Origin of the sequence: Streptomyces sp. Ag109_O5-10, assembly GCF_900105755.1 — a bacterium.
Lineage (GTDB): Bacteria > Actinomycetota > Actinomycetes > Streptomycetales > Streptomycetaceae > Streptomyces.
Map to the genome: position 1 here is coordinate 5,669,899 of NZ_FNTQ01000001.1, position 11,841 is coordinate 5,681,739.

General features: G+C 70.2%; 6 protein-coding genes. 4 read left to right on the forward strand and 2 right to left on the reverse strand.

The genetic code is table 11. From position 1 onward, the window contains the following. The first annotated feature begins 235 nt into the window (after nt 1-235). Complete coding sequence (secA, locus tag BLW82_RS26000; protein WP_093502250.1) at nt 236-3,076, forward strand: preprotein translocase subunit SecA; 2,841 nt, start codon at nt 236-238, stop codon at nt 3,074-3,076. A gap of 102 nt (nt 3,077-3,178) precedes the next feature. On the opposite strand, the gene BLW82_RS26005 is transcribed toward secA, so the two are convergent. After that, nucleotides 3,179-3,640 carry an Rv3235 family protein gene (locus tag BLW82_RS26005; RefSeq protein ID WP_093502252.1) on the reverse strand — a complete coding sequence of 154 codons (462 nt, stop codon included), beginning with the start codon at nt 3,638-3,640 and terminating at the stop codon, nt 3,179-3,181. Nucleotides 3,641-3,976: 336 nt separating this feature from the next. On the opposite strand from BLW82_RS26005, the gene BLW82_RS26010 reads away from it, so the two are divergent. From BLW82_RS26010 to BLW82_RS26020, 3 genes are all read left to right on the forward strand, one after another. After that, complete coding sequence (locus BLW82_RS26010; protein WP_093502254.1) at nt 3,977-4,492, forward strand: DUF6912 family protein; 516 nt, start codon at nt 3,977-3,979, stop codon at nt 4,490-4,492. A gap of 93 nt (nt 4,493-4,585) precedes the next feature. After that, nucleotides 4,586-5,251, forward strand: a complete 666-nt coding sequence (locus tag BLW82_RS26015; protein WP_093502256.1) for an HAD family hydrolase — start codon at nt 4,586-4,588, stop codon at nt 5,249-5,251. A gap of 681 nt (nt 5,252-5,932) precedes the next feature. Next, nucleotides 5,933-10,870, forward strand: coding sequence for an NAD-glutamate dehydrogenase (locus BLW82_RS26020; RefSeq protein ID WP_093502258.1), 4,938 nt, complete (start codon nt 5,933-5,935; stop codon nt 10,868-10,870). A 125-nt stretch (nt 10,871-10,995) separates the two neighbouring features. Here BLW82_RS26020 and BLW82_RS26025 read toward each other — a convergent pair whose 3' ends face one another. Next, complete coding sequence (locus BLW82_RS26025) at nt 10,996-11,835, reverse strand: ABC transporter ATP-binding protein (RefSeq protein WP_093508267.1); 840 nt, start codon at nt 11,833-11,835, stop codon at nt 10,996-10,998. Nucleotides 11,836-11,841 lie beyond the last annotated feature (6 nt).

Genomic DNA, 11,841 nt, shown 5'->3' on the forward strand with positions numbered 1-11,841 from the left:
CAAGTGATCACATTTCGCGCAATTCCTGGCTCCGGCGCGGCACTATCCGTGTATCCCGGCCGTTGTCCCGGGTGAAGCGTGAAACGGGCTCGCAGGGCCCGCAGGAAAGCGGCGGACGGTCGTCGGACCGCCAGGCCTCCCGACACGGCCGGGTCCTCGCATACGATGGCCGTTGCTCAGTACGTCAAATGGAAACCGACCCTCCCAGGCCCGACCGGCAAGGAGACTAACCCCCGTGTCCGTCCTCTCGAAGATCATGCGTGCAGGCGAAGGCAAGATCCTGCGCAAGCTGCACCGCATCGCGGACCAGGTCAACTCCATCGAAGAGGACTTCGTCGACCTCTCCGACGCCGAGCTGCGGGCCCTCACCGATGAGTACAAGCAGCGCTATGCCGACGGTGAGAGCCTCGACGACCTGCTCCCCGAGGCGTTCGCCACCGTCCGCGAGGCCGCCAAGCGCGCCCTCGGCCAGCGCCACTACGACGTGCAGATCATGGGCGGTGCGGCCCTCCACCTCGGCTACGTGGCCGAGATGAAGACCGGTGAGGGCAAGACCCTCGTCGGCACCCTGCCCGCGTACCTCAACGCGCTGGCGGGCAAGGGCGTCCACCTCATCACGGTCAACGACTACCTGGCCGAGCGCGACTCCGAGATGATGGGCCGCGTCCACAAGTTCCTGGGCCTGACCGTCGGCTGCATCCTCGCCAACATGACGCCGGCCCAGCGCCGCGAGCAGTACGCGTGTGACATCACGTACGGCACGAACAACGAGTTCGGCTTCGACTACCTGCGCGACAACATGGCGTGGGCCCAGGACGAGCTCGTCCAGCGCGGCCACAACTACGCCATCGTGGACGAGGTCGACTCCATCCTGGTCGACGAGGCCCGTACGCCGCTGATCATCTCCGGCCCGGCCGACCAGGCCACCAAGTGGTACGGCGACTTCGCCAAGCTGGTCCTGCGCCTGAAGAAGGGCGAGGCCGGCAACCCGCTCAAGGGCCAGGAGGAGACCGGCGACTACGACGTCGACGAGAAGAAGCGCACCGTCGCCATCCACGAGTCCGGCGTCAGCAAGGTCGAGGACTGGCTGGGCATCGACAACCTCTACGAGTCGGTCAACACGCCTCTGGTGGGCTACCTGAACAACGCCATCAAGGCGAAGGAGCTCTTCAAGAGGGACAAGGACTACGTCGTCCTCGACGGCGAGGTCATGATCGTCGACGAGCACACCGGCCGTATCCTCGCCGGCCGCCGCTACAACGAGGGCATGCACCAGGCGATCGAGGCGAAGGAAGGGGTGGACATCAAGGACGAGAACCAGACGCTCGCCACGATCACCCTGCAGAACTTCTTCCGCCTCTACAAGCGCCACGACCACAGCGGCAAGGAGCTGCCCGGCCTGTCCGGCATGACCGGTACGGCCATGACGGAGGCCGCCGAGTTCCACCAGATCTACAAGCTCGGCGTGGTCCCGATCCCGACGAACCGGCCGATGGTCCGCAAGGACCAGTCGGACCTGATCTACCGCACCGAGGTCGCCAAGTTCGAGGCGGTCGTCGACGACATCGCGGAGAAGCACGAGAAGGGCCAGCCGATCCTGGTCGGCACGACCTCCGTGGAGAAGTCGGAGTACCTCTCGCAGCAGCTCTCCAAGCGCGGCATCCAGCACGAGGTCCTCAACGCCAAGCACCACGAGCGCGAGGCCTCGATCGTCGCCCAGGCCGGCCGCAAGGGCGCCGTCACGGTGGCCACCAACATGGCGGGCCGTGGTACGGACATCAAGCTCGGCGGCAACCCCGAGGACCTCGCCGAGGCGGAGCTGCGCCAGCGCGGCCTCGACCCCGACGAGCACATCGAGGAGTGGGCGCAGGCCCTTCCCGCCGCCCTGGAGAAGGCCGAGCGGGCGGTCAAGGCGGAGTTCGAGGAGGTCAAGGAACTCGGCGGGCTCTACGTCCTGGGCACCGAGCGGCACGAGTCGCGCCGGATCGACAACCAGCTGCGCGGCCGTTCCGGGCGTCAGGGCGACCCCGGCGAGTCCCGCTTCTACCTCTCCCTCGGCGACGACCTGATGCGCCTGTTCAAGGCCCAGATGGTCGAGCGCGTGATGTCCATGGCGAACGTGCCGGACGACGTGCCGATCGAGAACAAGATGGTCACCCGCGCGATCGCCTCCGCGCAGTCGCAGGTCGAGCAGCAGAACTTCGAGACCCGTAAGAACGTCCTGAAGTACGACGAGGTGCTCAACCGCCAGCGCGAGGTCATCTACGGCGAGCGCCGCCGCGTCCTGGAGGGCGAGGACCTGCAGGAGCAGATCCACCACTTCATGGACGACACGATCGACGCGTACGTCGGCGCGGAGACCGCCGAGGGCTTCCCGGAGGACTGGGACCTCGACCGCCTGTGGGGCGCCTTCAAGCAGCTCTACCCGGTCAAGGTCACCGTCGAAGAGCTGGAGGAGGCGGCCGGCGACCGTGCGGGCCTGACCGCCGAGTACATCTCCGAGTCCATCAAGGACGACATCCACGAGCAGTACGAGTCGCGTGAGGCGCAGCTCGGCTCCGAGATCATGCGTGAGCTGGAGCGCCGGGTCGTGCTGTCGGTCCTGGACCGCAAGTGGCGCGAGCACCTCTACGAGATGGACTACCTCCAGGAGGGCATCGGCCTGCGGGCGATGGCCCAGAAGGACCCGCTGGTGGAGTACCAGCGCGAGGGCTTCGACATGTTCACCGCGATGATGGACGGCATCAAGGAGGAGTCCGTCGGCTACCTGTTCAACCTGGAGGTCCAGGTCGAGCAGCAGGTCGAGGAGGTCCCGGTCGAGGACGTCGAGGCGGTGGAGGGCGTCCAGGACGCGGTGCCGGCCCAGGCGGGTTCCCGTCCCGAGATCCGGGCGAAGGGTCTCGAGGCGCCGCAGCGGCGGGGCATGCACTTCTCGGCCGCCACGGTGGACGGCGAGGGCGGCATCGTCGAGGGCGACTTCGACTACGACGACGAGCCGGCCCGCTCCGAGGCCGACGGCCTGACGCGCGCCGAGCGTCGCAAGCAGGCGAAGAGCCGCCGCGGCCGCAGGAAGTAACCCGGCGCCTACGGGCGTTCGCGAGGGCCGGTCACCCTGGACAGGGGGGCCGGCCCTTCGGCATGGGGTGGTCACGGCGGGCCCCCGGCCGGGCTCCGGCCGTCAGGGGCCGTGCGGCGGGCGTGGGCCGCCCATCTCCACCGCCGTGCAGCGCCAGCGCAGGTCCACGCCCTGCTCCAGGCGGAAGGCCAGCGCGCGCAGCCGGTCGCCCGCGGCGATGCGGGCGAAGACCTCCAGGGCGCCGGAGCGGGGGACGTAGTAGCCGATGTCGCGGACGACGGGGTCGGCGCCGCGGTTGCGCAGGGGGCCGCGCTCGGCGAGGCGGGCCAGGTCGTCGTAGGCCGGTCCCGCGGTGTGCCGGAGCATCCAGTGGACGGGGCGGCGGCCGCTCAGGACGGCCAGCAGACGCTCCGCGAAGAGGTCGGTGGGACGGGGGCCCGGCGGGGCCGCCGGAGGCGTGAGCGGCCGGCGGGAGGAGGGGGCGCCGGGACGGCGGGAGTCGCGGCGGCCTGGGGGCCGGGTGGCCGGGCGGAGCTGGGCGGTCCTGGTCATGACCTTGTTCATGGGGGTCCCCGTTCGGCGGGCCCGGCGGGTACCGGGAGGTAACTTTCGGTTACGGATCTTGTACGGGGCCGGGAGGGCGTCAGCAAGGCGACGGCGGTCCGTGCCGGAGGTCCGGGAATGTTCACCTATCCGAGTGGCCGGAGGTGCCGGAAACCCGCTGGGCGGGCGGCAGTACCGGGTGAATCCAGGGGCGCCGGGTGGACGCCCCCGACGTCACCGCCCGGGACCCGAAAGGGGACGCCCGCACGTATCCTGAAGGCCCTCCGGAAGGCGCCAGGCCTTCCCCGGGGGCCATGCCGAAGCAGAGTGAAGAGTCCGGAAGAGAGCGGCCCAGCCATGCGCGTCTACGTCCCCCTGACCCTCCCCGGGCTTGCCGAGGCGCACAAGACGGGCGAGCTGGGGACCGGTCCGTTCGTCGCCTACGCGGTCACCCCGGCGCTGCGCGAGTGGTACCTCTCCGACGACATAGAGGAACTGGAGTACGCCGCGCTCAACCGGGCCGCGCTGGCCTCCCTGCGACTGCTGGCCGCCGACCCGGGCGCGGCGCGGCGCCGGGTCGTGGTCGCCGTCGACGTGCCCGACGGCGCGGCGGCGGCCGACCCGGACCGCGGGCTCGACCCGGCCGCGCTGGGCGAGGTCCGGGTGACCGGGACGGTGGCGCTGGCGCGGGCGGCCTCGGTGCACGTCGACTCCGACGACGCCGAGGAGGACGTGACGGCGGCCGCCGGGGCGCTCGCGGCTGCGGACGGCGGTGACGACGACGCCCAGTTCGTCGTGGACGGGGCCGAAGACCATGAGCTGCTCTGGTACGCCACGCAGGAGATCCCGAGCCTGGTGGGGCTCGACGGCTGAGGCGAGACGGACGCGGCCCGACGAGGGCGCCTGTGACCTGCGGTGATGTGCCGACGGTCTTGATTGTCAGTGACGGCGGGTAGCGTTTTTGGCATGGGGAAGCACGAAAGCGCACACATTGTCTGGGACTGGAACGGGACGCTGTTCCACGACAACGACGCGATCATCGGGGCGACGAACGCGGCCTCGGCCGAGCTGGGCCTGGCGCCCATCACACTGGACCAGTACCGGGCGCTGTACTGCGTGCCGGTGCCGAAGTTCTACGAGCGGCTGATGGGGCGGCTGCCGACGGAGGCCGAGTGGGAGGTCATGGACGTGATCTTTCACCGGTACTACGCCGAGCACCGCGTCAGGTGCGGGCTGACCGAAGGGGCGGCCGAGCTGCTGGCGGGGTGGCGTTCGGCGGGGCGCAGCCAGTCGCTGCTGAGCATGTATGCGCATGACGAACTGGTCCCTTTGGTGCGCGGGTTCGGGATCGAGCCGCACTTCATACGGGTGGACGGTCGGGTCGGACCGTCGGGGGGCAGCAAGGCCGAGCACATGGTGCGGCATCTGCGGCAGCTGGCGGATGTGCGGCCGGGTCGGACCGTGGTGATCGGGGACGCGGCGGACGACGCGGTGGCGGCGCGGGCGGCGGGGGCGAAGGCGGTGCTGTACACCGGCGGGTCGCACGGCAGGGCGAGCCTCGAGCAGGCCGGAGTGCCGGTCGTGGACTCGCTGGCGGAGGCCGTTGAGGAGGCGGAGCGCCTGGTGGCGTGAGCCTGTGCCGGTGGGCTGGGGCCGGGGGGTGGGGACGCTTACCGGCGCTTGCAGGGTGCCGGCCGCGCCCACCCTCCCCCACTCTCGGCTTCGCTCGAGCGGGGGACCCCCGTCGCCCCAGCGGCACGACTGCCCGCGGCTGGATGGACGCGGCCGGGCAGCGCGCCCCAAAGGGGCGCGGGGAACTGCGCGAGCAGCCCCCACGCGTCCGCACCATTACCATCGGTTTTCAGCCACCCCCCAACCCCCACATCAACCGAGCAGGCGCGGCGCCCCTGTGCAGAACGTCAAAGTTCCACCCCCTGTTTTGTACACATACGGCTCATGACGGCCCCCCGGTCGGGAGCGATAGCCTTGGTGGCGTGATCAGCGCGATAGTTCGCGGGGGCATCGGTGCCCCTGCCCTGCGCCCGGTGAGCACGGAACACCTCCGTGACCGGGTGGCGGTCGCTGGTCTCCCCGGGCGGAGGGCGCCGAAGGCGGCCCAGGCAGGAGCGCTGCCGAGAGCAGCATCACACCTGCGGAGCGGCTCAAATATGGCTCAATACCCCCCGCTCGTCTCACCTTGCGGCATAGCGTCGGAGCAGACCGGAGACCCCGGCCGTGGCGTCGAGCCGCAGGGGGAAGAGCCCGTACTTCCTTCTACGTCACGCAATGGCGCGCGACAGGAGCCAGAGGACAATGCAGACCAAGCTGGACGAAGCCAAGGCCGAGCTGCTCGATCGGGCCGCCCGGGTAGCTGAGAACAGCCCGGCCGGGGGGCACCTACCGACTGGGACGACGGGAGAGGCGGATCAGGAGTCCGTCTTTGCGTTCCTCCAGCGCTACTACCTGCACACCGCACCGGAGGACCTGGCCGACCGCGACCCGGTCGACGTCTTCGGCGCGGCCGTCTCGCACTACCGCCTCGCCGAGACCCGCCCGCAGGGCACCGCGAACGTCCGGGTCCACACCCCGACCGTCGAGGAGAACGGGTGGACCTGCACCCACACCGTGGTGGAGGTCGTCACCGACGACATGCCCTTCCTCGTGGACTCGGTCACCAATGAGCTGACCCGGCAGGGGCGCGGGATCCACGTCGTCATCCACCCCCAGATCGCCGTCCGCCGCGACCTCACCGGCAACATGATCGAGGTGCTCCCCACCCCGGCCATGGGCGAGGAACTGCCGCACGACACGTACACCGAGTCCTGGATCCACGTCGAGATCGACCGCGAGACCGACCGCTCCGACCTCAAGCAGATCACCGCCGACCTGCTGCGCGTGCTGTCCGACGTCCGTGAGGCCGTCGAGGACTGGGAGAAGATGCGGGAGGCGGCCGTCCGCGTCGCCGAGAACCTCGGCGAGGAGCCGGTCCCGGCCGACCTGCCGCGCCCCGAGGTCGAGGAGGCCCGCGAGCTGCTGCGCTGGCTGGCCGACGACCACTTCACCTTCCTCGGCTTCCGCGAGTACCAGCTGCGCGAGGACGACTCGCTGGCCGCCGTGCCCGGCACCGGCCTGGGCATCCTGCGCTCCGACCCGCAGCACGCCGGTCAGGAGGGCCACCCGGTCAGCCCCTCCTTCGAGCGGCTCCCCGCCGACGCGCGCGCCAAGGCCCGTGAGCACAAGCTCCTCGTCCTGACCAAGGCGAACAGCCGGGCCACCGTGCACCGGCCGTCGTACCTGGACTACGTCGGCGTCAAGAAGTTCGACGCGGACGGCAACGTGGTGGGTGAGCGGCGCTTCCTGGGCCTGTTCTCGTCCGCCGCCTACACCGAGTCGGTGCGCCGGGTGCCGGTCATCCGCCGCAAGGTCGAAGAGGTGCTGGAGCGGGCGGGCTTCTCGCCCAACAGCCACGACGGCCGCGACCTGATGCAGATCATGGAGACCTACCCGCGCGACGACATGTTCCAGACCCCGGTCCCGGAGCTGGAGTCGATCGTCACGAGCGTGCTCTACCTCCAGGAGCGCCGCCGGCTGCGGCTGTACCTGCGCCAGGACGAGTACGGCCGCTACTACTCGGCCCTCGTCTACCTCCCGCGCGACCGCTACACCACCGGCGTCCGGCTGCGGATCATCGACATCCTGAAGGAGGAGCTCGGCGGCACCAGCGTCGACTTCACCGCCTGGAACACCGAGTCGATCCTCTCCCGGCTGCACTTCGTCGTCCGTGTCCCGCAGGGCACCGAGCTGCCCGAGCTGTCCGACGCCGACAAGGACCGCATCGAGGCCCGCCTGGTCGAGGCGGCCCGCTCCTGGTCGGACGCCTTCGCCGAGGCGCTCAACGCCGAGTGCGGCGAGGAGCGCGCGGCCGAGCTGCAGCGCCGCTACACCAACTCCTTCCCCGAGGGCTACAAGGCCGACCACACCCCGCGCGCGGCGGTCGCCGACCTGGTCCGCCTGGAGCGGCTCACCGAGGAACCGGGCAACGACTTCGCCCTCAGCCTCTACGAGCCGGTCGGCGCCGCCCCCGGCGAGCGCCGCTTCAAGATCTACCGCAAGGGCGCGGCGATCTCCCTGTCGGCCGTGCTGCCGGTCCTGAGCCGGCTGGGCGTCGAGGTGACGGACGAGCGGCCGTACGAGCTGCGCTGCTCGGACCGGACGACCGCGTGGATCTACGACTTCGGGCTGCGCATGCCGAAGGTGTCCGGCGGCGGCAACGGCGACTACCTGGGCGACGACGGCCGTGAGCGCTTCCAGGACGCGTTCGCGGCGACGTGGACCGGCCAGGCGGAGAACGACGGCTTCAACGCCCTGGTGCTGAGCGCCGGCCTGAGCTGGCGGCAGGCGATGGTGCTGCGGGCGTACGCCAAGTACCTGCGGCAGGCCGGTTCCACGTTCTCCCAGGACTACATGGAGACCACCCTCCGCAACAACGTCCACACCACCCGGCTGCTCGTCTCCCTGTTCGAGGCGCGGATGTCGCCGGACCGGCAGAAGGCCGGCCTGGAGATCACCGACGCCCTCCTGGAAGAGCTGGACGCGGCCCTCGACCAGGTGGCGAGCCTGGACGAGGACCGCATCCTGCGTTCCTTCCTGACCGTCATCAAGGCGACGTTGCGCACCAACTTCTTCCAGGAGACGGCCGAGGGCAAGCCGCACTCGTACGTCTCCATGAAGTTCGACCCGCAGGCCATCCCGGACCTCCCGGCGCCCCGTCCGGCGTTCGAGATCTGGGTGTACTCGCCGCGCGTCGAGGGCGTGCACCTGCGCTTCGGCAAGGTCGCGCGCGGCGGTCTGCGCTGGTCCGACCGGCGTGAGGACTTCCGCACCGAGATCCTCGGCCTGGTGAAGGCGCAGATGGTGAAGAACACCGTCATCGTGCCGGTCGGTGCCAAGGGCGGCTTCGTCGCCAAGCAGCTGCCCGACCCGGGCGTGGACCGGGACGCGTGGCTCGCGGAGGGCATCGCCAGCTACAAGACGTTCATCTCGGCACTGCTCGACATCACCGACAACATGGTGGCCGGCGACGTCGTGCCCCCGCAGGACGTGGTCCGGCACGACGAGGACGACACCTACCTGGTGGTCGCGGCCGACAAGGGCACCGCGACGTTCTCCGACATCGCCAACGAGGTCGCGGGCAGCTACAACTTCTGGCTCGGCGACGCCTTCGCCTCCGGCGGCAGCGCGGGCTACGACCACAAGGGCATGGGCATCACCGCGCGCGGTGCCTGGGAGTCCGTGAAGCGGCACTTCCGGGAGCTGGGCGTCGACACCCAGACGGAGGACTTCACGGTCGTCGGCATCGGTGACATGTCCGGCGACGTGTTCGGCAACGGCATGCTGCTCAGCGAGCACATCCGCCTGGTCGCCGCCTTCGACCACCGGCACATCTTCATCGATCCGAACCCGGACGCGGCCACCTCCTACGCCGAGCGCCGCCGCCTGTTCGACCTGCCCCGCTCCAGCTGGGGCGACTACGACACCGACCTGCTCTCGCAGGGCGGCGGGATCTTCCCGCGCAGCGCCAAGGCCATCCCGGTCAACAGCCACATCCGCGAGGCCCTCGGCATCGAGGAGAAGGTCACCAAGCTGACCCCGGCCGACCTGATGAAGGCGATCCTCGCGGCACCGGTCGACCTGCTGTGGAACGGCGGCATCGGCACCTACGTCAAGGCGTCGACCGAGTCCAACGCGGACGTCGGCGACAAGGCCAACGACGCCATCCGCGTCGACGGCGCCGACCTGCGGGTCAAGGTCGTCGGAGAGGGCGGCAACCTGGGCCTGACCCAGCTGGGCCGGATCGAGTTCGCCCGCCAGGGCGGCAAGATCAACACCGACGCCATCGACAACAGCGCCGGCGTGGACACCTCCGACCACGAGGTGAACATCAAGATCCTGCTCAACGGCGTGGTCGCGGACGGCGACATGACGGTCAAGCAGCGCAACAAGCTGCTCGCCGAGATGACCGACGAGGTCGGCGCCCTGGTGCTGCGCAACAACTACGCGCAGAACGTGGCGATCGCCAATGCGCTCGCCCAGTCCGGGGACATGCTCCACGCCCAGCAGCGGTTCCTGCGCCACCTGGTCAGGGAAGGCCACCTCGACCGGGCTCTGGAGTTCCTGCCCTCCGACCGCCAGATCCGCGAGCGCATCGGCACCGGCCAGGGTCTGACCGGCCCGGAGACGGCCGTGCTGATGGCGTACACGAAGATCACGGTCGCCGACGAGCTGCTGGCCACCACGCTGCCGGACGACCCGTACCTGAGCAGCCTGCTGCACGCGTACTTCCCGACGGCCCTGCGCGAGCGGTTCGCCGCCGCGCTCGCCACCCACCCGCTGCGCCGCGAGATCACCACCACGGTGCTGGTCAACGACACGGTCAACACCGGTGGCACGACCTACCTGCACCGGCTGCGCGAGGAGACCGGGGCCTCCATGGAGGAGATCGTGCGGGCGCAGACCGCGGCCCGCGCGATCTTCCGCTCGGCCCCGGTGTGGGACGCGGTCGAGGAGCTGGACAACAAGGTCGACGCGGCCGTCCAGACCCGGATCCGGCTGCACTCCCGCCGCCTGGTGGAGCGCGGCACCCGCTGGCTGCTCAACAACCGGCCGCAGCCGCTCCAGCTCCTGGAGACCGTCGACTTCTTCTCGGAGCGGGTCGAGCAGGTCTGGCAGCAGCTGCCGAAGCTGCTGCGCGGCGCGGACCTGGAGTGGTACCAGCACGTGTACGACGAGCTGACCGGCGCCGGCGTGCCCGCCGAACTCGCCACCCGCGTGGCCGGCTTCTCCTCCGCGTTCCCGGCGCTGGACATCGTCTCGGTGGCCGACCGCACGGGCAAGGAGGCGCTGGACGTCGCCGAGGTCTACTACGACCTCGCCGACCGGCTCGGCGTCACCCAGCTGATGGACCGCATCATCGAGCTCCCGCGGGCCGACCGCTGGCAGTCGATGGCCCGCGCCTCCATCCGCGAGGACCTGTACTCGGCCCACGCGATGCTCACCGCCGACGTGCTCGCCGCGGGCAACGGCGCGTCGACGCCCGAGCAGCGCTACCAGGCCTGGGAGCAGAAGAACGCCGCGATCCTGGGCCGGGCCCGCACCACCCTGGAGGAGATCCGCAGCTCGGACTCCTTCGACCTGGCCAACCTCTCGGTGGCCATGCGGACCATGCGGACGCTGCTGCGCACACATTCGTAGGAGCGCAGCCGCAGTCGTGTCCGTACGACATGAAAGGCGCCCCGAGCCGGTGACGGCTCGGGGCGCCTTTCATGTCGCGTCCGTGGGCGGGACCTGCCCCAGGAAGGCTGGGCGGCGGCCTTCGGCTACGGCTTGGGCTTCGCCTTGGTCTTGTCGGACTTGTCGCCGGTGAAGGCCTCGTACTCGGCGAGGACCTCCTCGGTGGGCCCGTCCATGCGCAGCACACCGCGCTCCAGCCACAGCACCCGCTCGCAGGTGTCGCGGATGGACTTGTTGTTGTGGCTGACCAGGAAGACCGTGCCCGCGTGCTGGCGCAGCTCGCGGATCCGCTCCTCGGACCGCATGCGGAAGGACGCGTCACCGGTGGCCAGGGCCTCGTCGATGAGGAGGACGTCGTGGTCCTTGGCGGCGGCGATGGAGAAGCGGAGCCGGGCGCCCATGCCGGAGGAGTAGGTGCGCATCGGGAGGGTGATGAAGTCGCCCTTCTCGTTGATGCCGGAGAAGTCGACGATGTCCTGGTAGCGCTCCTTGATCTCCTCGCGGGACATGCCCATGGCGAGGCCGCCGAGGTAGACGTTCTTCTCGCCGGTCAGGTCGCCCATCAGGGCCGCGTTGACGCCGAGGAGCGAGGGCTGGCCGTCGGTGTAGATGGCGCCGTTCTCCACCGGGAGCAGGCCGGCGACCGCCTTGAGCAGGGTCGACTTGCCGGATCCGTTGGTGCCGATCAGGCCGATCGCCTCGCCCTTGTAGGCGACGAAGGAGACGTTCTTGACCGCGTGCACCTTGCGGACGCCGGCCGCCTGCTCCACCTGCTTGCGGCGCAGCATGCGGTTGAGGGCGGCGGTGGCGGAGCCGCGTCCGGAGCCGGTCCCGTTGACCCGGTAGACGATGTCGACGCCATCGCAGATGACGGTGGGGACGTCGCTCACGGTGCGGGACTCACGCACGGAGGGGGTGTCGGTCATGCTGGG